This is a genomic window from Olleya sp. Hel_I_94 (assembly GCF_007827365.1).
Lineage (GTDB): Bacteria > Bacteroidota > Bacteroidia > Flavobacteriales > Flavobacteriaceae > Olleya.
Genome location: NZ_VISI01000002.1, coordinates 2,096,829 through 2,123,426, shown reverse-complemented (window position 1 = coordinate 2,123,426; position 26,598 = coordinate 2,096,829). Strand labels below are relative to the sequence as shown.

25 protein-coding genes and 1 tRNA gene are annotated in these 26,598 nt (G+C 31.3%); 15 read left to right on the top strand and 11 right to left on the bottom strand.

Annotation, left to right across the window (positions count from 1 at the left end; translation table 11 throughout):
* Positions 1–16 precede the first annotated feature (16 nt).
* The 8 genes from rseP to JM82_RS12720 all read left to right on the top strand — a co-directional run bounded on the left by rseP (position 17) and on the right by JM82_RS12720 (position 7,039).
* Positions 17–1,357: an RIP metalloprotease RseP gene (gene rseP, locus JM82_RS12755; protein WP_145004595.1), complete on the top strand. Its 1,341-nt coding sequence runs from the start codon at positions 17–19 to the stop codon at positions 1,355–1,357.
* Between the two features lie 70 nt (positions 1,358–1,427).
* Positions 1,428–1,501, top strand: a tRNA-Asn gene (locus JM82_RS12750).
* A gap of 100 nt (positions 1,502–1,601) precedes the next feature.
* Positions 1,602–2,456, top strand: a complete 855-nt coding sequence (locus JM82_RS12745) for a hypothetical protein (RefSeq protein ID WP_145004592.1) — start codon at positions 1,602–1,604, stop codon at positions 2,454–2,456.
* Positions 2,457–2,568: 112 nt separating this feature from the next.
* Entirely contained in the window at positions 2,569–2,862 is a 294-nt protein-coding gene (locus JM82_RS12740) for a helix-turn-helix domain-containing protein (protein ID WP_145004589.1), read from the top strand.
* A gap of 4 nt (positions 2,863–2,866) precedes the next feature.
* Positions 2,867–3,748 carry a hypothetical protein gene (locus JM82_RS12735; protein ID WP_145004586.1) on the top strand — a complete coding sequence of 294 codons (882 nt, stop codon included), beginning with the start codon at positions 2,867–2,869 and terminating at the stop codon, positions 3,746–3,748.
* Positions 3,749–3,792: 44 nt separating this feature from the next.
* The gene (locus JM82_RS12730) at positions 3,793–5,058 is read left to right on the top strand and encodes a site-specific integrase (RefSeq protein ID WP_261375385.1); all 1,266 of its coding nucleotides are present in this window, start codon (positions 3,793–3,795) and stop codon (positions 5,056–5,058) included.
* A 111-nt stretch (positions 5,059–5,169) separates the two neighbouring features.
* Positions 5,170–6,033, top strand: coding sequence for an AAA family ATPase (locus JM82_RS12725; RefSeq protein WP_145004583.1), 864 nt, complete (start codon positions 5,170–5,172; stop codon positions 6,031–6,033).
* The gene (locus JM82_RS12720; RefSeq protein ID WP_145004580.1) at positions 6,005–7,039 is read left to right on the top strand and encodes a DUF3871 family protein; all 1,035 of its coding nucleotides are present in this window, start codon (positions 6,005–6,007) and stop codon (positions 7,037–7,039) included. The genes JM82_RS12725 and JM82_RS12720 overlap by 29 nt, the downstream gene beginning before the upstream one ends.
* A 22-nt stretch (positions 7,040–7,061) precedes the next feature.
* Here JM82_RS12720 and JM82_RS12715 read toward each other — a convergent pair whose 3' ends face one another.
* The 6 genes from JM82_RS12715 to JM82_RS12690 form a co-directional block, all read right to left on the bottom strand.
* On the bottom strand, positions 7,062–7,766 hold the full coding sequence (locus tag JM82_RS12715; RefSeq protein ID WP_145004578.1) for a hypothetical protein: 705 nt from the start codon (positions 7,764–7,766) through the stop codon (positions 7,062–7,064).
* A gap of 3 nt (positions 7,767–7,769) precedes the next feature.
* Positions 7,770–8,711, bottom strand: a complete 942-nt coding sequence (locus JM82_RS12710; RefSeq protein ID WP_145004575.1) for a hypothetical protein — start codon at positions 8,709–8,711, stop codon at positions 7,770–7,772.
* Between the two features lie 107 nt (positions 8,712–8,818).
* Positions 8,819–11,500, bottom strand: a complete 2,682-nt coding sequence (locus tag JM82_RS12705) for a DEAD/DEAH box helicase (protein ID WP_145004571.1) — start codon at positions 11,498–11,500, stop codon at positions 8,819–8,821.
* 2 nt (positions 11,501–11,502) lie between these two features.
* Complete coding sequence (locus JM82_RS12700; protein WP_145004568.1) at positions 11,503–12,513, bottom strand: virulence RhuM family protein; 1,011 nt, start codon at positions 12,511–12,513, stop codon at positions 11,503–11,505.
* Positions 12,514–12,516: 3 nt separating this feature from the next.
* The gene (locus JM82_RS12695; RefSeq protein ID WP_145004565.1) at positions 12,517–14,271 is read right to left on the bottom strand and encodes a site-specific DNA-methyltransferase; all 1,755 of its coding nucleotides are present in this window, start codon (positions 14,269–14,271) and stop codon (positions 12,517–12,519) included.
* A 4-nt stretch (positions 14,272–14,275) separates the two neighbouring features.
* Positions 14,276–14,569 carry a helix-turn-helix domain-containing protein gene (locus JM82_RS12690; protein WP_145004562.1) on the bottom strand — a complete coding sequence of 98 codons (294 nt, stop codon included), beginning with the start codon at positions 14,567–14,569 and terminating at the stop codon, positions 14,276–14,278.
* Between the two features lie 284 nt (positions 14,570–14,853).
* On the opposite strand from JM82_RS12690, the gene JM82_RS12685 reads away from it, so the two are divergent.
* The gene (locus tag JM82_RS12685; protein WP_145004559.1) at positions 14,854–15,249 is read left to right on the top strand and encodes a hypothetical protein; all 396 of its coding nucleotides are present in this window, start codon (positions 14,854–14,856) and stop codon (positions 15,247–15,249) included.
* A gap of 229 nt (positions 15,250–15,478) precedes the next feature.
* Positions 15,479–15,916, top strand: coding sequence for a RadC family protein (locus JM82_RS12680; RefSeq protein WP_114677284.1), 438 nt, complete (start codon positions 15,479–15,481; stop codon positions 15,914–15,916).
* A gap of 147 nt (positions 15,917–16,063) precedes the next feature.
* Here the strand turns inward: JM82_RS12680 and JM82_RS12675 are convergent, their stop codons facing one another.
* Entirely contained in the window at positions 16,064–16,294 is a 231-nt protein-coding gene (locus JM82_RS12675; protein ID WP_114677285.1) for a helix-turn-helix domain-containing protein, read from the bottom strand.
* A gap of 141 nt (positions 16,295–16,435) precedes the next feature.
* Between JM82_RS12675 and JM82_RS12670 the strand changes: the two genes are divergently transcribed.
* The 5 genes from JM82_RS12670 to JM82_RS12650 all read left to right on the top strand — a co-directional run bounded on the left by JM82_RS12670 (position 16,436) and on the right by JM82_RS12650 (position 19,158).
* A complete protein-coding gene (locus JM82_RS12670; RefSeq protein WP_145004556.1) occupies positions 16,436–17,038 on the top strand; it encodes a hypothetical protein in 603 nt (200 codons plus the stop codon).
* Between the two features lie 18 nt (positions 17,039–17,056).
* Positions 17,057–17,950: a DUF3127 domain-containing protein gene (locus JM82_RS12665; RefSeq protein WP_145004553.1), complete on the top strand. Its 894-nt coding sequence runs from the start codon at positions 17,057–17,059 to the stop codon at positions 17,948–17,950.
* A 9-nt stretch (positions 17,951–17,959) separates the two neighbouring features.
* Positions 17,960–18,319: a DUF3127 domain-containing protein gene (locus JM82_RS12660; RefSeq protein WP_145004550.1), complete on the top strand. Its 360-nt coding sequence runs from the start codon at positions 17,960–17,962 to the stop codon at positions 18,317–18,319.
* A 32-nt stretch (positions 18,320–18,351) separates the two neighbouring features.
* On the top strand, positions 18,352–18,741 hold the full coding sequence (locus JM82_RS12655) for a hypothetical protein (RefSeq protein ID WP_145004547.1): 390 nt from the start codon (positions 18,352–18,354) through the stop codon (positions 18,739–18,741).
* Positions 18,742–18,822: 81 nt separating this feature from the next.
* On the top strand, positions 18,823–19,158 hold the full coding sequence (locus JM82_RS12650) for a hypothetical protein (protein ID WP_145004544.1): 336 nt from the start codon (positions 18,823–18,825) through the stop codon (positions 19,156–19,158).
* Between the two features lie 342 nt (positions 19,159–19,500).
* Here the strand turns inward: JM82_RS12650 and JM82_RS12645 are convergent, their stop codons facing one another.
* From JM82_RS12645 to JM82_RS12630, 4 genes are read right to left on the bottom strand one after another with little or no spacing between them, the layout of a single operon-like run.
* Positions 19,501–21,357, bottom strand: a complete 1,857-nt coding sequence (locus JM82_RS12645; protein ID WP_145004541.1) for a family 43 glycosylhydrolase — start codon at positions 21,355–21,357, stop codon at positions 19,501–19,503.
* A gap of 21 nt (positions 21,358–21,378) precedes the next feature.
* A complete protein-coding gene (locus tag JM82_RS12640) occupies positions 21,379–23,487 on the bottom strand; it encodes a glycoside hydrolase family 97 protein (protein ID WP_145004536.1) in 2,109 nt (702 codons plus the stop codon).
* Between the two features lie 8 nt (positions 23,488–23,495).
* Positions 23,496–25,811, bottom strand: coding sequence for a beta-glucosidase BglX (gene bglX, locus JM82_RS12635; RefSeq protein ID WP_145004533.1), 2,316 nt, complete (start codon positions 25,809–25,811; stop codon positions 23,496–23,498).
* Positions 25,804–26,595 carry a prolyl oligopeptidase family serine peptidase gene (locus tag JM82_RS12630; RefSeq protein ID WP_145004530.1) on the bottom strand — a complete coding sequence of 264 codons (792 nt, stop codon included), beginning with the start codon at positions 26,593–26,595 and terminating at the stop codon, positions 25,804–25,806. The genes bglX and JM82_RS12630 overlap by 8 nt, the downstream gene beginning before the upstream one ends.
* Between the last annotated feature and the right edge of the window lie 3 nt (positions 26,596–26,598).

Genomic DNA, 26,598 nt, shown 5'->3' with positions numbered 1-26,598 from the left:
AGAATAGAAACACTACATGGAGTTTATTATAAAAATTGGACAGTTTTTGTTAAGTCTGTCATTATTAATTGTTTTACACGAATTAGGACATTTTATTCCTGCTAAATTATTTAAAACAAGAGTTGAAAAATTCTACTTATTTTTTGATGTAAAATACTCGTTATTTAAAAAGAAAATTGGAGAAACCGTTTACGGAATTGGTTGGTTACCTTTAGGAGGTTACGTTAAGATTGCAGGAATGATTGATGAGAGTATGGATAAAGAGCAAATGGCTTTACCACCTCAACCATGGGAATTTAGATCTAAACCAGCTTGGCAACGATTAATTATAATGTTAGGTGGTGTTTTTGTAAACTTTGTTTTGGCATTAGTAATTTATATTATTGGATCTTTTGCTTATGGAGACACAGATATAGCTGCCTCTAGTATTAAAGGTGGTTTTTTAATTGAAAATCCATTATTAACAGATTTAGGCTTTAAAACAGGTGATCAAATTATAAAAGTAGACGATGTTGACATCATTAATAGATCTGACATTAGCAAAAATATAATTGGAGCAAACAGCGTGACTTATAAAAGAGAAGGCGTTACTAACACAATAGATCTTCCTGTAGACTTTTTAGGTCAATTGTCTTCAAGTAAGGATAGAAGCTTGTTTGGGATGCGTAAACCTTTTATTGTCAATAAAGTTTTAGATACCTCGTTAAATAAAAATGTAGATATTAAAACTGGAGATATAATGTATGCTTTAAATGGTCAGCCTGCAGAGTTTTATGACCAAATAGAGCCAATTTTAGAAGCTAACAAAGGTCAAACGATAAGCGCTATTTTTAGAAGAGGAAATATGACTGTTGGTAGAGAGTTAATCGTTGACGATAAAGGTAAATTGGATATAATGACGTCTGCAAGTGCTAAAGAGTTGCAGTCCTTAGGATATTATGATATAGTAAGACAAGAATATGGGTTTTTTGAAAGTTTTGGAGTAGGAGCTACAAAATTTAAAAGTCAGATCGTCTCATATTTTGGACAATTAAAAGCTATTTTTAATCCAAGCACAGGAGCATATAAAGGTGTAGGAGGCTTTAAAGCTATTTACGATGTGTTTCCAAGTACATGGAGTTGGCCAGACTTTTGGGGTTTAACAGCATTTTTATCAATTATGTTAGGTGTGCTTAATTTACTTCCAATTCCGGCTTTAGATGGAGGACATGTTATGTTTTTATTATACGAAATGATTTCTGGACGTAAGCCAAGTGAAAAGTTTTTAGAGAAAGCACAGCTAGTTGGATTCTTCATTTTGATTGCTTTAGTACTGTTTGCAAACGGTAATGATATCTTTAAAGCAATATTTAATTAAAAAAAATTAATTTTTGTTTTGCAGAAGTCAAAAAACGTTTTATATTTGCACTCGCAATAGCGAAAAACACTCCTCCTTAGCTCAGTTGGTTAGAGCATCTGACTGTTAATCAGAGGGTCCTTAGTTCGAGCCTAAGAGGAGGAGCAAGTTTGATAGTAAGCCTTTACAGAAATGTAAAGGCTTTTATTTTATAGATAGGTCAAACATAGGTCAAACATTCTTCAATTTTTGTAGTTTTGATTTCATGAAAAGTACAACGGAACACCCTTTAGCATTTTTTGATTGGTATTTAGAAAATGAAATTTATAATGACCTAACAGAATTTTATATTCATATTACGGAAGAACTTTATCTCAACAATACCGACCAGATAGATAAAGTCAACCATACTGTTAAAGTGCTTAATATTCACCATGACGAAGTTGCATCAGAGTATATCACTTTTTCTTTTGAACACTCTTCCAAATCAAAGCTTAAGCAGGAAGTTAAAAGAGCTAAAGACTTCATTGAACTAGGTTTTCAGAAACGCTTTTCTGAAAAAAAAGAAGTTAGGGCTTATGCCGGTTTTTTAAGAATAAAACTAAACGGTCTTTTTAGTAATAGTGCTTGTAAAGAATTTCCTTTTTTACTCTCGTATTTGGAACAATTAGATAGCTTGATTAACCAGTATTCAAAACAATCTACAAGCTATTCTTACACACCTTCCTTTGTGTTTATAGCAAAGACACCTGAAGAGCAATTATCTAAAATTAAAACGTTATATAAACAGCTTAATGAAAAACCATCAATTATCTCTTGTTCACTAGAGGAGTTTATTAATGCCTTTACAGGAAAAGAAATAGACGAAGGTATTAATTGGCTAATTACAGGTAAGAATAAAAATTATGTTAGTAAGCCATCATTACTTTACTTTTTAGACGAGCTTATAGATAACAGATTTTTAAGTCGAACTATCATAAACGACCTTTATAAATTCATTAGATATGTGTTTAGAGACCATAAAGGAAATGAATTAAAAAACCTAAAACAATCTAGAGAAGCTATGTCAGAGAATCCAGCTTCTAAGGATAGAATTGACATCATTATTTCTTCACTATAAATATAGCTTTACTATACGGTCAAGGTATGGTAAACTAATGTAAGGTCTTCTTCGCGGTTTCTTTGTTTCAACATTAACAAGGATAGTCGACTATCCATAATTTATTATAATTATGGATTTTATTCAAAATGAAATTAAAGAAATAAAAAAACTTCTTTTAGCTCTAAACATTAAGCAAAAAGATATTTTAACAATTGAAGAAGCTTCAGAGTTCTTGGGATTATCAACCTCTAGGCTTTACAAAATGACAAGTAATAAGGAGATTCCTCATTACAAACCTGGTGGCAAGAAAATATATTTAAAGCGTCTAGAATTAGAGCAGTGGATAACAGGCAGTAGAGTCAGTACTGATGATGAATATACTTTGAAGATTGATCATTATTTGTCTAAACCTTTAGAGCACTAAGGTTATGATAGATATGATAAGATCATACCACAAAACTAAATCAGAATATCAACTTTTTATTACAGGAAGTAATGTTTTTGATGATGTTAAAGGAGTAGTTGATATCAAAACGGGTGAAGAGAGCTACCCTATAAAAGCCTATCAAAACGGAGTTTCAGCTTTAATAGATAAGTATCGAGCATTTATTATTGGTAATCTAAAGAGCATACATCGTCATGTTTCTAGAGGTTATATGCATCAATATAAAAACCTAACATTTTCGGAGTACTTTATAGCTTTAGAAAATTTTAAAAGCTATATAATCGACTCCGATGAAACTAAAATATCTAAGATTAGTTACGGCTTTAGTGTACCAACAAAAATTGCAGGGAAAGATTTAATAAAAATGAACATTCTTATGCATAAATTAAATTATTATAATCATAATAAAAAGAACAAGAAAAACACAGAGTTAAAGGAGTTTGAATACACCAACCATACTATTTGTGTTTATGCAAGTAAAAAGGGACTTGGTTTAGAAAATTACCTAAGAGTAAACCTAACACTAAATAAGAGTTTAGACCTAAAGAAAATAGGTGTTATTACTGTAAGTGATTTAGTTAATAAGGAAAAGCTAAAACTACTATTTGATTTATTTATGTTGAGATTTAACGATATAATTATTGTAGATAATTATGAAAATGTTAAGGGGAAAGATAAGATGTCACTGGATAAATATTTAAGTAAGAGGTATTGGGAATCTTTTAATACACAAAATGGCAGAAAAGCAAAGTATAGAGAAAAGACGAAACTCCATGCATTGATATTAAAGCACAATCTAAATAAAGAAAAGCTAAATATAGAAAGCGAATTAAGGAAAGCTTTTAGTGTATTCATTTCCAACTAACATTGTGACATTTTATCAACCATTATAGTATATGTAATATATAGTTGAGAAAATGTCGCATACTTAAAATCATAATTATGGCAAGTATTAATATCACACTAAGAAACAAACCCAACAAACAAAACGAATTACCAGTAATATTAAGAATAGTAAAAGACAGAAAGTCTAAACTTATCTCTTTAGGGATGCTTTGTGAAAAGCAAGATTGGGACTCTAAAAAGAACGAGTTTAAAAAATCATATCCAAATGCTTCACAGAGAAACAGACTTCTTTTAAAGCTACAAGAAAAAGCATTAAAAATAATAGATGAGTTTGCTTTAGATAACATTGATTTTACGCTAAATCAATTTGAAGCTAAGTTTAGAGGTAGAAAGTCTTCACAGGTTACGGTGTCTGAATTCTGGAAAGAGAAAATTTCAGATTTGAATAGAGCGGGAAGAACAGGAAATGCAAGAGCTTATAAAGATGTATATAATTCATTCTTTAAGTTTCATTCTAACAAGAATTTAGTGTTTAGAGAGATAACCCCTGTCTTACTTGATAAATATGAAACTTATTTAAGAAGTAATGGCAATACTGATGGTGGTATTGGAGTAAAAATGCGAGAACTAAGAGCTTTGTTTAACGATGCTATTAAGAAAGGGGTTGTAGGTGAAAAATACTACCCTTTTAAAGTATATAAGGTTTCTAAGTTAAAAGGCAAAGGAATAAAAAAAGCTTTAACTAGAGATGAAATGAGATTAATGGAGGCTTTAGATACCAATAAAAATCCTCATTTGATTGATGCTAAAAACTACATGGTCTTTAGTTATTATATGGGAGGAATGAATTTTGTTGACCTAATGAAACTAAAATGGGAGAACATACAAGGGGATAGGGTTTTATATATTCGTTCTAAAACTAAAGGTAGATTTTCAGTAAAGATGTTAGCACCTGTAAAGGAAATTATAGCTTATTACAAAACTCAAAAAAGTGAAACAAACTACGTATTTCCTATCTTGTTAAAAGACAAGTTAACACCAATGCAAATAGAGAACAGAAAGCATAAAACAATAAGTAAATTTAATAAGCAACTTAAAGAGATAGCTGAAATCCAAGGTGTAGAACAAAATGTAACCTCTTATGTGATAAGGCACAGCTTCGCAACCAATTTAAAGTTTGCAGGAATTTCTACGGATCTAATTGGTGAGTCCATGGGACATCATGATGTAAGTGTTACTAAGGCATATCTAAAAGAGTTTGATGATAAAACTATAGATGATGCAATGGGTAAATTACTCGAAGAGCCCAAGCTGAAATATGCTTCATAAATTTATTAAAAAGACTCTCAACACCGAGGGTCTTTTTCATTATAAACTGAATCCATTCAAATTCAAGTTAAAAATAATTCAAATTAATATAAACCTTCAAAAACATAAATTATGCAATTACGAAAATCAGAAAGACAACAAGCAAAAATTAAAATGGCTCTGCAAGGTTCATCAGGCTCAGGCAAGAGTTTAAGCTCTCTTTTATTGGCTAAAGGACTAACTAATGACCAATTAGAAAAAGTAGCTGTAATAGACACAGAAAATGGCTCAGCTGACCTTTATGCTCATTTAGGTAACTACAATGTACTGCCATTACAACCACCTTATACACCAGAGAAATTCATAGAAGCAATCACTGTTTGTGAAAAGGCAGGAATGGAAGTGATAATTTTAGATTCTATATCTCAAGTGTGGGATGAGCTCTTAGATTATCATTCTAAACTACCTGGTAATTCTTTTGCTAACTGGAATAAGGTAACTCCAAGGCAGAAAGCATTTATCAATAAGATTTTACAATGTGATGCACATGTTATAGCTACAATGAGAACAAAACAGGATTATGTACTGCAACAAAAAGATGGAAAATATGTACCTGAAAAAGTTGGACTTAAAGCTGTGCAAAGGGATGATGTGTCTTATGAATTTACCATAGTATTTGATATAGACATTAAGCACTTTGCGATAGCGAGTAAAGACAGAACCAATCTGTTTTCAGGTAGACCAGAATTTATGATTAATACTTCTACAGGAAAACGCATTTTAGAATGGTGTACTTCACCTGTAAAAGAGGAAGATGTAAAACAGCGAATAGAAGAGTGTTTATCTGTTAGTCAGTTAATGGAACTGTATAAAGAATACCCAAGTTTTCAGTTACCATTAAAAGCTTTGTATCAAGCTAAAAAAGATTTATTAGAAAAATTAGTTAAACCACAAAATTTTAGTCAAAATGGAAATAGTATCAGTAACAGAGCTTAACAAGCAACGTCAAGGAGTATTTAATAATCTTGAAGGTATTCCTGAAATTGTGCATCCTTTGCAAATACCTTCAAAAAATAAAGTATATCAACATAACCCATTTATAGAGGCTAACACAAAAGAGGTTAGCCTTTCTACTTTAAAGCATGATTGCATCATTCCAGTATTCAGTAAAGATAATGAGAAGACATTAGCACATCAAGAGTTTATAGAGATAGCTCAAGACTGTATTGGTAAGGTGTTTTCACATCATACAATTGAAGTACCAGAGGTTAGAGTTTCTCATCAAATTAAAGGCAGAACTGCTGAAGCAATTTACAAGCCAGTAAAAGAGCTTTTAGAACATGAGAAAACACAGTACTTTGAAAGAATGGCATTTATCATTAGAATACCATCTATTACAGAAAACATAAATGGTCATGATGTATCATTAACTGTTGGAGGTGTTAGAGCTTACAATCAAGAAAACTTGTATAACAGAAAAACGTATGAGAAATTCAAGTTTTTTGTAGGTTTTCAAAATATGGTATGTTGTAACCTATGTATTTCTACAGATGGGTATCAAGATGAAATGCGAGTAGGGAACTATTCTGAATTACAGTCTAAAATTATGGACTTAATTGAGAATTACAATGCACAATCTCATTTACAGGAAATGAAGCAGTTATCTCAGCATAATTTAACAGAACAGCAATTTGCTCAGCTTATAGGTAGAGCAAGACTATATAACTTTTTACCTAAAGAGGAAAAGACTCTAATTCCAGAATTAATGCTTAATGATGGACAGATTTCTACAGTAGCTAAAGACTATTATTTAGATGATAGCTTTTGTAGAAACGAGAATGGAGATATTAACCTTTGGAATGTATATAATCTCTTCACAGGAGCTAATAAGAGCTCTTACATAGACTCTTTTCTATCAAGAAATGTCAATGCCTTTGATTTTACTCAAGGTCTGGCAAATGCTATCAATGGTGATTCTAAACATCGTTGGTTTTTGAGTTGAGTAGAAATAGTGCCTAATTTATTTAGGCGCTATTTAATCTTTTATTACTAATGCTCTGTTCTACTTTTTCCAGTATACTATTAATTTGTTCTTTATCAATAGGAGTCTTGTCAATGAATGCAGATGCAGCTAATTCTGAAGGTGTTATTCTTTTTACATAATTTAAAACAAAATGATCGTATTTATCAGGATGATCAAGCTTCATTTTGTCTAATGTTCTGTCATAAAAGGATGAGTATTTTTGTCTAAAACTTTCAGTAGAATCTATATTCCACTCATCTAATTTTAAGTATAAATGATCTTCTAATAAATAGCCAGATATTGTACTTATGCAAAAACCAACACAAGTAGTTATTTCATTAACTTCGGCTTCACTGAAATAGACACCTTCTTTCCAGTAAGAGTTTTCAAACATAAACCCATATGTTGGATTTGAGTTTTCAGCAATTAATTCACAATGAGCTAAGAATCCTAAAGAAAATTGCTCATCAATTATGTCTAATTCTTTACACAAAACCCAGTCACCTTTTTTTGGAGGTGCATCAATCATAACATCTTTTCCTGTATAATGAAATAGCGAAACCTCTTTATTAACCGATATGATTAATCCTGAATGATATCCAATCCCATGGCTATCTACTTGAACAGCAATTGCTATAAAATTATCCTTCAATTGATCAGTATCTATGTTTAGTAAATTCCTGTCTATTTGTTCTATTGTAAGCATAAACTAAACTTTCTTTAACTTTTTCTCTATTAAATCAAAAACTGAAATTAATAACTCGTTTAAGTCATCTCTATCCTTAAATGGCTTAGTACATAATAGTATTGCTCTGAGCCTGTTTACGTCAGTTAATTCTGTTTTAAAAAGTTTAATTATTTTTTTTACTTTACCAAAGTCTGCTATTTTTATATTTTCAACTAAAATATTATGTAAATCTTTTATAGGTTTTGTTCCATTTTGATTTAAATTTAAGACCATAAAGCTTTCGAGTTCATCAAATAAATCTTTATTTACATAGTTGTCACAATAGGTTAAAACCGTTTTTTTATCTGCTCCGATTGTTTCCCATGCTGAAAACATAACATCTTCATTGTATAGAAGACCTTTAACTTTTTTAGCTTGTAGTTCAGTACATTTTATTTTGTGTGATTCTAATCCTTGCTGAATGTGAATATTGGGTCTTTTTCCCCCAATCTCGTAAAGTTTACCTTGAATAAATTTTATTTTTAAAGGCTGATTCTTCCTTGCAATTCTTTTTTTTCTTGAAAATTTTCTATTCTGTTTAAATCCAGGGAGCAAGTCTACAATCTCATTATTTTGAGAATCACTATATATGATTTCAAATTTAAAATCTTTAAATCCAACTCTTTGTTGAATAGCTTTTAAGCTTTCAACATAAGTTTCATTAGAGGAGTTGTACTCCAATACATCTATTACTTTTTTATGAACAATATGTAATTTAGTTTCGGGAGCACTAAGTGCAATGCATGCACTTCCTTTTTTTATAGAAATACTAAAATCTTCATTATTTTCTTCTTGTGCAATCCTTGTAAATGATTCAAGAATAATTTGAAGAGATTTTGAGGCATCAACAGATAGGTTGTCCAAATCAATATGGGCACCTTGTTGATCTTCTATAATTTTTATTTCTAATTTTGAATCTGACATAATCGAAAAGCTAAATTACTATTTAAAAATATAATAAAAAGTTTTTTCTGAAAATATCTTTCTTGCAGGCATCTTACTATTAAAATTGAAATCCCATAGCTATTACTTTATAGCCCTTTAATCACTTCAATTACACTTCTAGCTGTATAAGTATTTTCAACCTGTTTAGATTCAAATACCATAAAGTATTTAAAGTTATCTCCTGCTTTTTCAGCCCAAGTCTTACCTAAAATATTTTTATTTCTACTGTCATCATTATCATACACATCTCCTTTGGTTTCTAATAGTATGATGTTTCCTTTTTTAGTGTAAAGAATAAAGTCTGGATAATGGTTAGAACTAAACCCATTTAAAGCAAACCCTTTACCTCTTTCAAGGTTTCTATGCCAAAAGACTATGTTTTCAAGTGAAGCTACTTCCATAATCATTTTTTGCTCATAATTGTTCATGCTAGCTTCTCTATCATATAGAGATTTGCCAATAGTGGTACTAGGGTTTAAAAAGGTTAATGTTTCAGGGAATTCAAAATTGTCTTTTACAATAATCTTATTACTATCTATAAGAACTTTAAAACGCTCTTTAGCATAAGTGTCTGTTAGTTCATTGATTTTATCTCTAATCTTTTTTACATAAATAAAATCATTATCTACTATATCTCTAATTTGCTCACTAGATAGATTATCAAAAACGCGACTAACATATTTTTGTAATTCTTGTTGCGAAATAGGTGTCATGTCTCCAAGTTTAGAAACTATGATGCTACTAATTTGGTTTACCTGTGATGCTTTAGGTTTAGATAATATAGTGTCAACTAAAATTTCTTTAGCTCTTTTGCTTACTTTTTGTGCAGTAGCAGTCTTTTTCTGCTCATTAAAATCTACTGCGTATATCTCTTTAGAAATATCATCAAAAGTAACTTGTGTACTGTAATTAGATAGCTTAAAACCATCAAGTAAACTTACCTTATTTAGGTATTGGTCTTCAGAATTTAATTCTTCAAACAGGCTAACCTCACCAAGCTCTCCTTCTTCCACTTTTTTAAAGAATTGAGGTAATTTAATAGTAGTTGCAACTTCTTTAAATTGGGAGTCCAGTTTATAAACTTTAGGTGCAGTTTTCATAATATCTGTAAAAATAGAAGTAGTATCATCAATTTCAATATCATTTACTTTCTGTTCAAAAGTTTGTCCTTCAACTTTTGCCTTTTCTGTAATATGAGATACTAAAGTATTTTGCTTACTAATCGTGTCTAATGTAACTTCTTCCTCCGGATTAAACTCAACAGCTTCTACATCAAAATCTTCATCAGATTTAACATAGCTGTCAGGTTCAGGTTCATTTGAAAATAAGTTATCTGTAAGTATTTCATTTGGAGTTAATTCTTCTTCAGGTGCTTCTTCTGCATAATAATCATCTTTACTAAAACCAGATTCTTGCAAACCTTTAACAATACTATCTAAGGTCTCATTAAACTTTGCTGAAGCTGTTAACACAAAAGACATATTTAATAACGCTTCTTTATGCTTTACCACATAAGGTTGTCTTAAAACTCTACCTAAAATTTGTTCTACTTCCACAGGGGAAGATTTGTCTGCTAATGATGCTAAAATATATGCATTTGGGCAATCCCAACCTTCTTTTAAAGCATTTACGGTAATAATATATTTTACAGGGCAGTCTTTAGCCATTAGGTCAATACTTTTTAGCTCATCAATGCCACTAGTTTTTATTTTTATTTGTTCCTCTGGAATCTTAATTTTTATTAACTGCTCTTTAATCTTCTGAAAAGTAGTGTTGTTCTTTCCTTTTATGTTAGATTGAGCTTGAAATAATACAATAGGTCTAATGTATTTCCCTGTTAGTTTTTCTTCTTCAATAGCTAAAAGTTCTAATTGCCTTTGTAGGTGTAGAGCACTAGTTATAACCTCTTCTTTTTTATGATGATTATAGACTACAACAGGAAGTTTGACCATGCTTTCCTTTTTAAGAGCCAATGCATTTACAAAAGAAATAATATTACTGTTTTCTTTTGGTGTAGCGGTTAAATCTAAAACTAAAGAAGGGTTTAGATTGTTCAGCATTTCAACACTTAAATCACTTTCAGCATTATGGCTTTCGTCTACAATTACAATAGGGTTGAGGCTTCTGATAACATTAATTAAAGCTGTTTCATCTGTATCTGGTAACACAAGGTCTTTATCTACAATAGTGTTTCTAAAAGACTCTAAAGCGCCATTTTCTTGAAACACTTTTCTATCCTCTTTTTTTCTAGAATTTATGCGTAAACTACTAAAATTAAAAACAAAAATATTGAGCTGTTCTGTTACAGAAGTAGGATTGAAATTTGCACCTTGTAATAGTTGGTCTTTTTCATACACTTCAACTCTGTTGCCAAATAGACTATTTAACTTTTCTCTATATGGGTGATTAGAGTCTGAAAGGTTTTTTACTGTTTGTTGTAATAAATTAGACCAAGGGACTAACCAAACAACTGCTTTTGCATTACCTTGATAAAAATGCTTGTTTATGGTGTGTATAGCGTTGCATGCAATAAATGTTTTACCACCAGCAGTAGGTACTTTTATGGCTATATGTAATGCATTTGGAATATTATCCTTATAAGGTTTCATACCTGTAAAAGAACCATCTAATTGTGGGGTATAGGGTATGCCTAACTTATCTTCCCAATATTGATTGAATGCTTTGGCAGGTGTAGCCACTTTTTGTGTGTAAGACAAAAAATGCTCTAAATCTTTAATGACTTTATGTTGGTATGGTTTTAACTCCATTTTTACTTTTTATTTAATTTCTTAATCTCCTTATCAAAATCAGAAATTATTTTTTGTGTCTTATTAAAAACCTCGTATTCTTTTATGGCTTTTTTATCTGCTTGAAGTTTTGATATTTTACCTTTTCCTTGTAGTACTTTGTATTCATTAAAGGTTAGAAACTTGTTTACACTTTCTGCTAACCCAGCCATGGTAAAGGTGTTTTCTCTTTCAATCAAACCTTCAATATAATCAAAGTAAGAAGTCACTGTTCTTTCTAATTGTTTAATCTCTTTTTCTTCCAGATAATTTTTAGCAACAACAACATCTTGTTTTAAAACGCGACCATCAGGACTATTTTTAAACGTAGTAAGTCCCATTTTAGGGTCTTTTTTATTGGCTTTAGTATAAATTATTTCTGCTGCTGTTTTTCCTGTTATAGCAAAATGAAACTTATTTTGTATCATAGCATAGAAGCTCTTGGTAATGTCAGCATTTTTATCATAGTCAATACAACATTCAGCAAAAATATCCGTAACTTGTTGGTAGATTCTTCTTTCACTTGCTCTTATAGATTGTACTCTTCTAAGCAGTTCTTTAAAATAATCTTTACCAAACAATGTTTGCCCTTGTTTTAATCTATCATCATCTAAAACAAAACCTTTAATGATGTATTCTTTTAAGGTTTTTGTAGCCCAAATTCTAAACTGTGTAGCTTTTGTAGAGTTTACACGATACCCAACAGAGATTATAGCATCTAGGTTATAATATTTTGTTTCTGTCTTTTGTGTTTTTCCTTTAATAGCACCGTGTTGAGTGGTGTGTTCCAAAATGGAACTAACCATTTTTTCTTCTAATTCACCAGATTCAAAAATATTAATCAAGTGCTTTGTGATTGCAGGTCTTTGTACTCCAAACAACTCTGCTATGGCTTTTTGAGTTAACCAAACAGATTCATTTTGTAATAACACATCAACTCTTACTTCTCCTGTAGGAGCTGTGTATAAAATAAACTTATTTAAACTTTCATCCATATCTTAAAATCTAGTTATATCCCTTGGTATCTTTTTAAATACAATGTTATACTTGTCCATTATGCTTTGGTCTAGCAAACAATTATCTGCATAAATAATATACTGACTAGCTTTAGTTTTTATAGACCTTAAAAAGCTTTCATCTAAAGTAGTTATACTGTCTTTTTGGTAATAGAAATAATAAGCAGTATCATTTTTAGCACCTAATAGATAATCTTCTTTAGGTTTAGTAAAAGGTGTTTTGGCTTCACTATACCAAACATACTCTAGTATTTTATCTAAGGCAATGTCTTCATTTAAAAAACCATTATCTAAAAATAAAGGTTCTCCTAGCTCATAGTATGTAAAATCTCCAGTAGTACCTTCAATAGCTTTAGAGCCTTCTCCATAACCATTAATTACTCTTTTTACACGCTCTGCGGTAATGGTATTAGCATAATCTTCCATTTCTACTAAAATGAATTTTCTATTACCACCATCTTCTTTATTAAGGTTTAGAACTGCGTGAGCAGTTGTACCTGAACCTGCAAAGGAATCTAGAACAATGGAATTGGGATGTGAGATTGACCTTATTATTTCCTCAATTAATTCATGTGATTTTGGATAATCAAACATTTTTTCTTTAAAAATATCTTTAAGTAAATTGGTTCCTTTAACAGTATAGAAATCCTTTTCTAACCATAGTGTTGGGATTTGACTTCCTTCAGTTTTATTATCACCAAATGCTAATGTCGGAGAATTGTTTTCAGTTCCTGTGACTTCTAATATTTTTGAATTAATTTTTTTTATAACTCCACTTGGCAAATATTGAATACTAAATTTATTTTTAGCCGTATTAGAACGATTCGGACTTATTTTTATATACCCTTTTTTCCAATCTGATTGAAGTCTTGATGATATTAATCTCCATACACAATTTTTTCCTTTACTTGTTACTGGCCATATAGCACAAGTACCTTCAGGTGCTTCATTATAATTATATATAAAAGACTTCTTATCTTTTGTATACTCTCCTGTATCTATTCTTTCCTGTAGAGATTTTCCGGTAGAATGTAATTTACCATCCTTAAGGTTAACAAAAATTGGGTAAGTTTGATTAGGTCTTTGGATTTTATCAAATGTAGCTAAAGTTAGTCCTTCAAATGGGCTTCTAGACTTCCCTCCAGAATGTTTTAGGTTGTTCGGATTAAAATCTTTTGGAACTATATAAATTAAATATTCATGTTGATAATTAAAGCCTTTAGATGGTTTTCCTCCAGAAGTTTGTATTGTAATAGTAATAATTTGTCTAGTGGCAAAAATTTCTTTACAAAGAATTGTCAAATTAGCTATTTCATGGTAGCCAATACTTATTACTAGTGCACCATCTTTAGATAATAATTTACTTATCAATCTAAGTCTAGGGTACATCATGCATAACCATTTGTCGTGTCTCGATAAATCTTCTCCTTCCTTACCTACAATCTCACCTAACCATTTTTTAAATCTAGGGTGGCTTACATTATCATTATACTTCCATTCTTCATTACCAGTATTATAAGGTGGGTCAATATAAATACAATCAATTTTACTTTCATATTCTGGCAATAAACTTTTTAAGGCTTCCAGGTTATCCCCATGTATAATTTTGTTTTCTGAAGTAGCATCTTTACTCTCTTTACCATTAGTAAAGGTGTATTGAGGCTCTAATGTTTTATAGGGTACATCTTGGTGATGGTTGATTACTTTTTCTTTTCCTATCCAGTTTAATGTTGGCATACAGTTAGTTCTTTTCTTCTGTTTTAATTCTTTTTAAGGCTATTTTAATGGCGTCTATAGCTAAATCTTCTCCTTTTACATCTTCATATACTTTCTCGCTCAGCCATAACTTTAAAAGCTTACTATGTTCTATATCTAAAGCAATAGCTAATTTACCTATTTGCTCTCTAGTAGGTTTTCTATCTCCTTTTTCAATTTTACTTATTAAAGCAGTGTCTGTATTTATCATAGAAGCTACTTCTCGCATTAATAGGTTTTTAGATTCCCTTTTGGATTTTAGTAATTCTGAGAGTATCATTTGGTAGTCAAATTAGTTCTTGTCAAAGATTGTCTAAATGTAACTAGAAATTTTGGTGTAAAAAAAATCTATAAAATATTTTTTTGGAATGCTTTGTGAGAGTGCCAGATACCTTATGCAAAACCCCCACTAAGTTCTGGGGATAAAGATGCCCCTACCACTTTATATAGTAAAGAAGATTTTCTGGCAGAGTTAATAAATTCAAGGTGATAGTTGAGATTTATATGCTGTTGGTAATTGATTTTCTGTGTGTGGTATACTACAACTCAAAAACTTTTAGAAAAATGGTTAGAATCGTAAATTACAAAGAGAGACAGAAAGAGGATGGTACTTCATTCTTCGTTCTGGAACTACAAGGAGGAATTGAAATGGTATTAAGCAAAGTTACAGGAAACTTTTATGCTACTGCTAAGAAAGCTTATATACCTTCAACATTTGATGAGCAGGTGTGTACTGGGCTTATTGGTACAGAAATGCCAGGAAGCATCATTAAAGAAGACTGTGAGCCTTTTGAATATGTTGTAAAGGAAACAGGAGAGGAAATTACATTATCCCACAGATGGGTTTATGTTACAGAAGATGCTGTAAAGCCAAAGCAAGAAACTTTTATGCCTAAACATAATATTATAGCTAATTCTGATGTGTTTTCACAGAATGGTATTCTTGAGCATGCAGAGTAAAAATATAAGCCTAGTCTATGTAAATAGATTGGGCTTTGTTTTTTGAGTTTTAAAATACCCTTACAATTTTGTGCTTGATTGCTTATACCTTCATAAATAAAAGATAGTATAACTGTAGCGAGTTTACTTTATTACTATAAGGATATATTATTAATCTTGAAGGTGGGTGTAAGTAGATATAAATGAATTTTGTAAGGTGTTGAGGTTTCTAATAACAAATATATTCATTATGAAAATTTCCGAAATAAGTGTATCATACTCAAACAATAATGGGGATAGACTAAAAATAAGTAATAGTAAACAGTCTTATAATATTATAAGAGCTTGTTGGAGTGATTCTACAATAGAATTACAAGAAGAGTTTAAGGTACTAATGATGAATAGGAGTAATCAAATATTAGGTGTTTATCCGCTTTCTAAAGGAGGTGTTTCTGCTACTGTGGTAGATGCAAAATTAGTGTTTAGCGTTGCTCTTAAGTGTAATGCTTCAAACATTATAATAGCACATAATCATCCTTCAGGAAACCTTCAGCCAAGTGAAGCAGATAAGAATTTAACACAAAAGCTAAAACAAGCAGGACAGTATCTAGATATAGTGCTGTTAGACCACTTAATAGTAACTAAAGATGATTTTTATAGTTTTAGTGATAATGGATTGATAAAATAGTCCTCTTTTTTCCATTTCTATATATAGTGAATTGGAACAAGTGGGACTTTTTGTCTTTTGTTTATGTATAAAAGAGTGTGTGAGTAGGCTTTTTAAGTAAAAAATTACTGTTTGTAAGCCCTATAGATTAATATTAATAGCTAAATCTTACTTTTTATCTTCAAGGTTTACAATATCACATAAAGTGATACCTAAATTATCAGCAATCCTTTTTAAGGTGTATAAAGTAGGGTTGGTTCCACCAGCTTCTAAACGACTAAAGTTAGATTTTTCAATATTACATTTGGCAGCAAGGTCTTGTTGAGCAATACCTTGCTCTTCTCTTAACATTTTAACTCGCTTTCCAATTGCTATTTGAAGTTGGTCTTTATCGTCCATTTTAAAACATACATTATCTAGTTGTCAAAAATGATAATTAAGTAAGCTGTTATGGTTATCATAAATGATAAAAAAAGTATGTTTGTTAAATCTATTATCTATAAGTGTTTATGGCAATTTCAAGTTTATAAATAAAATATTATGAAAGTAAAAATTTCAAAATTTCAAAATACAGGAATAACAGAAACTGATTTTCATTTCAGTTTAGAACATAAATTGAGTAATATTAAAGAGCAGATAAATTTAGAGTCAGATAGTTTTTGTTCTTATGAACTAGATAGGGGTAAGAGTTCTAAAGATAAGCTAGTTTTTAGAAATGTAAATCACTTAAAGATGTTGCACAAATATCTTATATCTAGTTATTTCTATGTCGCCTTGATTGCATTTCCAGTTTTAGTAGTTTTACATGAGAGTTCTAAGGATGTAGATAGTGATGGTAATCTAACAAGTAATTTTATATACATATTAATCAGTTTAGCATTCCTTTTCGGAACATTTAAAGGGCTCAAAGTTCCGTATAGGATAGTTGTTGACCATTTAACCATTTCTGAACAGAACCTTTTTACTAAAAAAGTAGATGTTTTGTTTCCCAAGAGAATACTAACTACAAAAGTTAATGAAATAGACTTCGTTATTATTTCATCAGAAGAACAATCATTATTTATAATGGAGAATGAACAGTTTGAAGTTATTGAATTCCTAAAAAACTATCTCAAAAAATTTCGTTTTGAAAGTCACTTATAAATAAAGGTATAGAAGAGAATGGATGAAATTAACAAATATGAAAACCAAGAAAGCATTTCAGAATATAGCAAACATCTAAATGATTCCAATCCGATTTGTGAATACAATGCATTCAGCTTTAAAAGTGTTTGCAATATGAAGACTATCGAGCTATGGTTAGAAAGGTACAGAGGTTTCTATGATGATGTGGTTACAATACTAGAAGATAAAAGATATGCTTCTAAACTGAATTCGATAGAGGTATTAATGAAAAAGGATTTTGAGGTCTTATATGGTAAGTTAGATATTTTATTAAGGCTGTATAAAAAGGAAGCTTACTTTAGGCAACAATTAGATAATTATAACGGAGTTAAAGACAGTGTGTTGAAACTTGAAAATTGGTTTTCATATCAAGTAGAAAACAAAAATGAATATCAATTATTTTCTTCTGTATTTTATGATAGTAGGGAGCTTACCCATTATCGTTTAGAATTAGATGAACTAACATTAAACCCTGAAGATTTTAAGTACACACTTAAATACATGGGTATTATAGAAGAAGCTAAAGCTATCCACTTTGAAGGAAAAATCAAATCAATAGATGATTTAGAAGTTTATAAAAAAACTGAAAATACAAGAGCATACACAAGACGTAAAATAGTACTGTTAATTGATGATTTCTGCTGTAGTGAACTTCAAGTGGTTTTTACAGATGGAAGGGTAAAACACTTAGATAATTTAAGTGTAGGTCAGTTTGTAAAAGTATTTGCAAGACTCACAGGAGGAGAGCTGCAAAATTCAGAAGGCACTAAAGAGTATAAACATCATTTATATGGTTGGCATGTAGAGAAATTAGATGCTAAACCAAAAGTTAAGAAAAACACAAAGGAGATGGATTTGTATTATAAATACATTTTACCATTACCATTTTAAATAAAAACTATGGAATTAACAGGGAAAATAAAGGTCTTAAATGATGTTCAAAATATAGGTAGCAATGGTTTTAGAAAAAGAGAGGTTGTTGTAACTACAGAAGAACAGTATCCTCAACATATTTTAGTAGAGTTCATACAAGATAAGTGTGATTTACTAGATAGTTTTGTTGTAGGTCAAGAAGTAAAAATAGCCCTTAATTTAAGAGGTAGAGAGTGGATTAACCCTGAGGGAGTAGCTAAATACTTTAATGCTATTCAAGGTTGGAGAATAGAGCTTGTAAATAGTGAACAACCTATACCTCAAACACTAGCGCAGCAAGAACCAGTAAGCTTTATAGATGAAGTAGATAATGACTTACCATTTTAATAAAAAATCAATTAACCAATAAATAATAAATTATGAAGAATATGTTTTTAACATTAATAGCGATTTTGTCATTAGTAGCTTGTTCAAGTGATGATGAGAATCAGGGAGAAGAACAACAAATTAGTCAATCTCATATAGTAGAGTTTACAACAGGAACTCTTGAAAGTTGGGTGTCTGTAGGGTTAACAACTATATTGACTTTAGAAGATGGCACAGAGTCAACAATTAATTCAGATTTCGATTATACTCAAAATATAGTTAGTATAGAAATTCCAGAGAATGCGGTAAGCTTTGAGTTAGAATTTTATATTGAAGATTCATCTCAAGTTGAAATGCGTTTTTATGGTTTTTTAGATGGTATTAATGTGCATCAAGAAACTATAAACCAACAAAGTTATCAGTATCAATATACTTTTAATTAAGGTATGTGTAATTCCTTATTAAAAGAATTTCGCTTTAAGATTGGGGAACAGTATGAGTTAAACGAATTTAATCTTCAAACTTTGAAATCAACTTTCTATAAAGGTTTAGAGTATGAAAACTATGAGTACATAAAAGATGATTTTAAAACAATTTTTGGATTGAAGTTATTGCGAAATATAGTACTACAGTATAATGGTGATATACTATCAGGTATGATATTTGAATTAGACCTGAAGGATTTAGATAGTTTGATAGAGAAGTTAAACGATTATCTATACTGTGAAAGAAAATTAGTTAGAGACAAATTTGTTTTAGGTCAAACATTTACTGTCTTCAATTTTAAAGAAATTAGCCTAACGCTAGATATAGAGGAAGGCATAAAACTAGGAGTACTTAAAAATCTAGGTCAAACATAGGTCAAACATTTTTGGGATGTTAGGTAACTAAAAGAAACTAAGAGAAATATGTTAAAAACATATAAGACTGTATATCAGTCATTTGAAATCAAAAGCAACAATCTGCAACCTAACTTGAACTGACTGTTAATCAGAGGGTCCTTAGTTCGAGCCTAAGAGGAGGAGCAAGTTATAAATCCGATACAGAAATGTATCGGATTTTTTTGTTTATAGTGTTGATTTAGATTGCTCTAGCGCTATTGATTAAAGCTAATTAATAGAAGTTTTTAGAATGCTAAAGTAGAAGACATAAAAAAAAGCCACTATACTTAGTGGCTTTTTTAACAATTTTTAAATGATAAACTATTCTGTAAATAAGATTTCACTTTTAGCAGAAATTCCATTTTCATTAAAAGCTTCTACTTGATAGTAATAACTTTGGTCTGTTGTTAATGCTCTTAATTCGTAATTAGGCGAATCGTACATTAATGCAGAAAGGTTTAATTTATCTTTTGAAATTCCCCAATAAATAACATAACCAGTCGCATTGTCTACCTTGTCCCAAGTTAAATTGGTGTTTCTGCGATCCGCTTGTCTTTCTACCTTAAAATTAGCTGGTGTTTGCGGTACAGCTTCAAAACCATTTCCAAAAATTCTAAATTCAGAAATTGATAAATAGTTATTGCTACAATACACATGATTATATCTAACATACCTTGCATTCATAGGTTTGTTTAGTTCAATGTAACCATGAGGCATGTCACGAGTGTTTTTAGAGTAGTCTGAGATGGTTTGCCATGATTTACCATCAATTGACCCTTCAATAACAAATTGCTGTCTTAAATCGTCTGGTCTTCCATATATGTCGCTATTAAAATCTTGAAAATTAATTTGAATGGCTTTAACGCTCATTTTCTTTTCTAAATCAACTTGAACGTAAATAGAATCGTCATTAACCTCAGATACCCAATAAGACCTTATTTCTTCATCATTAATTTTAGAAATATCAAATTCTCTAATCTGACCTAACATATAACCACTATCACTTTCATCCACAACATTTATCTCTTTTGTCACTAATCCAGAATTGGTGGTTACTGGTTTATTGTAAGACAATAGCATCCAACCTGTAAAACGCTCTTTATGCTTGTCAACCTTTGTGTCAGGTAAAAAGTGTGGGTAATCACCATAAGCAGTATTAACATACATTTGACCATTGTCTTCAAAACCTGCAGGATACATACCTATTCTGCGTTCAAATTTATAGTTTACAGAAATTGCCATAGTTGCATAATGCCAATATTGACCATTGTTATCCTTTACTGTGCTTCCGTGTCCAGAACCTTTTAAAAAACCACCTGGTTTATAAGATATTGGATTATAAGGTGCATACTCAAAAGGACCAAACGGACTTTTACTAGTTCTTACACCATCAGCATAAACATTCCATTGTGTGCCAGGTGCACCATATTCTAGATAATAGGTATCATTATGTTTTACCATCCAAGGACCTTCTAAATAAGGCTCGATGTCTGATTTATGGTCTTGTCCAAAACGTTCCCAACCATATTTATCAGGATGCAAATTAAATAAATCTTTTTGCTCTCCTTTTGGGACGTAATAATTATCAGCATCCAATTCAACCACACGAATTGGATAGAGGTTAGAGGACTCCTCGTATAAATATACTTTACCATCGTCGTCCACAAACAAATCAGGATCTTGAATGCCTCCAGGCGGATTTAAAACCGCATATTTAGTTTTCCAATCGCCTAACTCTGGATTATCAGTTTCTATAATTGGACCTCTTCCAGAAGGATCGCCATATACTATTATTTTACCGTCTTTTACAGCTGCTGCAGGAGCATTACTACCTTTAAAATACCAGTTTTGAGGTGTTATAAAAGTCCAATTACTCATATCGTCACTCATCCAATACCCATGAGAGCGTGTGACAAACATGTAATACTTGCCTTTAAAATTTACTAAAGCAGGATCTGCACCAGAACGGTAAGACACTTTATTCTCTGCTCTGTAATGTGACATGTATGAATAATCTATGTCTACTGGATTACAATAAGTTTTGTAATCTCTTTTATTACCATTACTAGCGTTTGATGATTCTGTAGTTTGATTGTCTTTTTCTAATTTACAAGAAAAAATTACTGTTGCTATTAGTAAAAGCGAAAGGCTTCTTATAATTATATTTGATTTTTGCATAAATCTGTTGTCTTATATGTATTAATCTATCAATTCAAAGCTAATTGCAGCTCCTCCACCAGGAGCCAGCTTTAACTTTAAATCAGATTTGCTAGTGACTTCTTTAGTTATAATTTGATAGCTTTTAGGATTGTCTTTCCAATCTGCATCTTTACCGTCTAGATATAGGGTTGCTTTGTACTTTTTTCCGGTAGTTAAAAAATCTAAAGAGATACTTGTTTTTCTAGGGTCTTTATTAGTTATAGCGCCTAAAAACCAACGCTCTGTGTTTTTATCTTTTCTTACTACTGTTAGATATTCTCCTGGTTCTGCTTCTAAGTAAATAGAGTTTTGCCAATCCATTGGTACATCGACTATAAACTGAAATGCATCAAGGTGTTTTTGATAATTTTCAGGTAAGTCTGCTGCCATCTGTAAAGGCGAATACATAGTGACATATAAAGCTAGTTGCTTTGCTATAGTGGTATGTACTTGTTCTGTTTTAGTGCTATCGTAAGTATTCATTTTAATTTCAAATATGCCAGGCGTGTAATCCATTGGTCCACCAAGTAAACGTGTAAAAGGTAAAATGGTTTCGTGATCTGGTGGATTACCATTGCTCCATGCATTAAATTCGTTTCCTCTAGCAGCTTCCGCAGCAATATAATTGGGATAGGTCCTGCTGTATCCAGTAGGTCTAACACTTTCGTGGGAATTAATCATAATTTTAAAATCTGCAGCACGTTCTGCGACAAAATTAAAGTGATTAACCATCGTTTGTCCATCATGAAACTCGCCACGCGGAATTATTTTTCCAACATATCCTGTTTTAACTGCAGGATAACCATACGTTTGCATTAACATGAATGCGCGATCTAAGTAACGTTCGTAATTTGCAACAGATCCAGAGGTTTCATTATGCATTATCATTTTGACGCCTTTTGACTTAGCGTATTTTGAAATTGCCTCAATATCAAAATCAGGATATGGTGTTGTAAAATCAAAAACATCTTCTTTCCATTTGCCATACCAATCTTCCCAACCAGTATTCCAACCTTCTACTAAAACGCCATCAAAACCATATTTAGCAGCAAAATCAATATATTTTTTAGTGTTTTCTGTGGTAGCACCATGTTTTCCGGATGGAATCATTTCGCCAAATGCAGTACCAGCATTTTGTGCATTTTGACTTCCAGCATAATCCCAAGTAGATAATCCTACGTGCATTTCCCACCAAATCCCAATATACTTCATAGGTTTAATCCAAGAGGTATCTTCAATTTTGTTAGGTTCGTTTAAATTTAATATCATTTTAGAACTTACAATATCTCTAGCGTCATCACTAACCATTAGTGTTCTCCATGGTGATACAGAAGGTGTTCTTAAATAGGCTTTGTCTCCTAATGCATTTGGCACTAGGTTAGAAGTAAATTGAAAATTATTTACATCAACATCCAAATGCATTATTGGATAATTAACAACAGCTGCTTCAAAAATATTAATATATAAGCCATCACTAGATTTAAGCATTAACGGTGATTGTACACGATATTGACTAGTAATAGATTTTAATCCAACACCATTGTTTAAGTCTATTTTTGAATTATCAATGTCTGATATTTTAGTTTTATTATAGGCATATTCTTGACTATCATAATCTCCAGGAATCCAAAATGCTTCATGATTATTGGTTAGATTAAATTGTGTATTCTCGTTAGAAACAGTAAAATAATTTATAGTGTTGTCCAACGGAAACTCATATCTAAAAGCAACACCTTCATCATAAATTTTAAAAACAATATTCAGCTTATTATTGGTCTCTTTTTGGTTTAAATAAATTCGGGTTTGATTGTACGTATTTAAAATTGAGGATTGCTCTCCTAAAACCGGTTGCCAAGATTCAGAAAAAGAAAGGTTTTCAGTATTAACGACCTCAAAGTTATGTGTTAAATCCTCTGCATCTTTAATGGATAAACCCATTGTACTAGGTAAAACAACAGCTTTGTTTTTGTAAAAGACTTGATATGTAGGTTGGCCTTTTTTGTTTATATCAAAAGTTACTTTAATATTTTTTGAAGGCGAAAATATATTTTGAGCATGCAACCCAGTAAAGATTAAGCATATTAATAGAGTAACTATCGTTTTTTTCATTAATGAAATTATTTAGTTAATTTAAAAGAAGTCTTTAAGGATGCATCCGAATTTGTACCAACAAAAATCTCAAAGTCTCCAGGTTCTGCCACGAAGTCTAAATCGTAATTATAAAACTTTAAATCTTCAACAGAAATATCAAAACTTACCGTCTGAGTTTCTCCTTTTTTAATAAATGCTTTTTTGAAACCCTTTAACTCTTTTACAGGTCTTGTTACAGAGCCTACAACATCTCTAATATATAACTGTATGACTTCTTTTCCATCATAATTTCCAGTGTTTGTTACGTCTACAGTTATGTTGATTTTTCCATCCATTGTAATAGTGGAATTGTTAATTTTTAGGTTATTATATTCAAACGTGGTATAGCTTAAACCATAACCAAAAGGATATAAAGGTTCGTTTCTAACATCTATATAATTGCTTTTAAATTTTTCAAATTTACCTTCTTTATTTCCTAAAGGTCTTCCTGTATTTTTATGATTATAAAAAATAGGAATTTGACCAACGTTTCTTGGAAAGGTAGCTGTTAGTTTTCCTGATGGATTAACATCTCCAAATAAAACATCTGCTATTGATAAACCAGCCTCACTACCAGGAAACCATACATTTAAAATGGCAGGAACGGTATCGTTTTCTTCGACTAAAACTAGTGGTCTACCAGTAAATAAAACTAAAACAACTGGTTTACCTGTTTTTAATAAGGCGTTTAATAAATCTTTTTGAGCCTGCGGAATTTCTAAATTAGTACGACTACTGCTTTCTCCGCTAAACTCGGCTGTTTCGCCTAATGTTGCAACAATAACATCTGCTTTTTTAGCTATTGCCAACGCTTCGTCCAATAATTGTTTGTCTGATCTTCCATCACGCGGAATATCTTTCCCAAACATGGTAGCTCTTTTTTCAAGTTCTAAATCGTAATCTACGTTACTTCCTTTGGCATATAAAATATTAGCTTTATCGTTAACTACCGATTTTAAACCATCTAAAACAGTTTTAGATTTTTCTTGATCTGTAGCAACGCTCCAAGTACCAGCCATATTTACGCTTGTATTGGCCAATGGTCCAATTAAAGCAATTGTACTAGATTTTTTTATAGGTAATGTTTGGTTTTCATTTTTTAAAAGTACCATGGATTCTGCGCCTACTGTACGAGCAAAATCTCTGTTTTTTTGAGTAAAAATTTCTGTTTTAGCTCTATTTGTATCACAATATTTATATGGGTCATCAAATAATCCTAGTTGGTACTTAGCTGTTAAAATACGTTTAACAGCAGTGTCAATATCGTTGATAGATACTTTACCATCTTCTAAAGATTGTTTTAGTGTGTTTAAAAATCCTTCAGCAACCATATCCATATCAGAGCCAGCTATTAAAGATTGAGCAGATACTTGTTGTAAGTCTCCAACACCATGATAAACCATTTCTTCTATTCCTGTATAATCTGTTACGACAAAGCCATCAAATCCCCAATCATCTCTTAATAAATCTGTTAATAACCACTTGTTTCCGGTAGCAGGAACACCATCTACTTCGTTAAATGATGCCATTACAGATCCAACACCTTCATCAATTGCTGCTTTATATGGAGGAAGATATTCGTTATACATTCTAATACGACTCATGTCTACAGTATTATAATCTCTACCAGCTTCTGAGGCTCCATAAAGCGCAAAATGTTTAACACAAGATAATAGTGTATTATTAGCGGTTAAATCGTTTTGTTGGTAACCTCTTACCATCGCTCGCGCTACTTGACTTCCGTAATACGTGTCCTCTCCACTACCTTCAGATACTCTTCCCCAACGTGCATCTCTTGAGATGTCTACCATAGGAGAAAAGGTCCAGTTGATTCCATCTGCACTAGCTTCAGTAGCTGCAACTCTTGCTGTTTTCTCAATCATTTCCATGTCCCAACTTGCAGATAACCCTAACGGAATTGGAAATGTTGTTTTGTAACCGTGTATAACGTCCATTCCAAAAATTAAAGGGATACCTAGTCTACTTTTTTCGACAGCTATTTTTTGAACTTCTCTAATTTTCTCTACAGTTTTTATATTGAAAAGACCTCCAACTTTACCTTCTTCAATATTTTTAGCAACATTTGAACTTTCAGATGCTCCTGTAGTGATATCTCCAGATGAAGGTAGATTTAGTTGACCAAGTTTTTCTTCAATAGTCATTAAATTTAGGATAGAATCTACTTGTGCCTCAAAAGGGTTTTCTGATTCTTTTTTGGTATTCTTACTGTTAGTGTTACAAGATATAAAGGTTGCAGTAACCAATATAATAGTTGCTGTTTTAAAGTTAAATAGTTTATTCATTTTTTAATTTTGTATTAGAGAATAGCCATGATAATAATTCTGTTTCAGCAAAAGTTGAGTCCCAACTATTGTGATTGTCTTTAGCGTATAATGTAAAGTTTGGTGTGCCACCTGCTTCTAAAATAGCGTTAACCATTGTTAAGGATAGTTGCGGTTTTACAACATCATCCTTTGCGCCATGATAAATGGACATTGGTACTTTTTTGGCAAATAATTTTGCGGTATTTGGGTTGCCACCACCACAAATAGCGATAGCTGCTGCAAAAAGGTCTGGTTTTCTGTAAAGAATTTCAAAGGTTCCCATGCCTCCCATTGATAGTCCACCAACATATATTTGGTTTTTATTTACATAAGATTTTTTAGTCATATCTTCCATTAAATGCATAACTAGATTTAATGCATTGGTAGGAGGAAGGTCAGATGGAAACGTAATTGTTAAAGGATAGGTAGTCCTGTCTACCTCTGCATTAGCCCAATAGTCATTTTTGGGACACTGAGGAAAAATCACTATTGCAGGAAATGAGTCTCTAGCTTCTTGACTTAAAAACAATTTACTACCATGTGCTAGTTGTTTTGTGTTATCATTGCCACGCTCTCCTGCGCCATGAAGAAACAAAACTACAGGGTATTGTTTGTCCTCTGAAAAATCTTTAGGTAGCAATAACCGGTAATTTAAGGTATCATTATCTTTGATGTAGGATTTTTTTGTAAAAGTTTCGGTTTGTGCATTAACCAATGTAGTAATGCTTACAAAAAGGATTAGTAATACTATTTTTAATTTCATTTT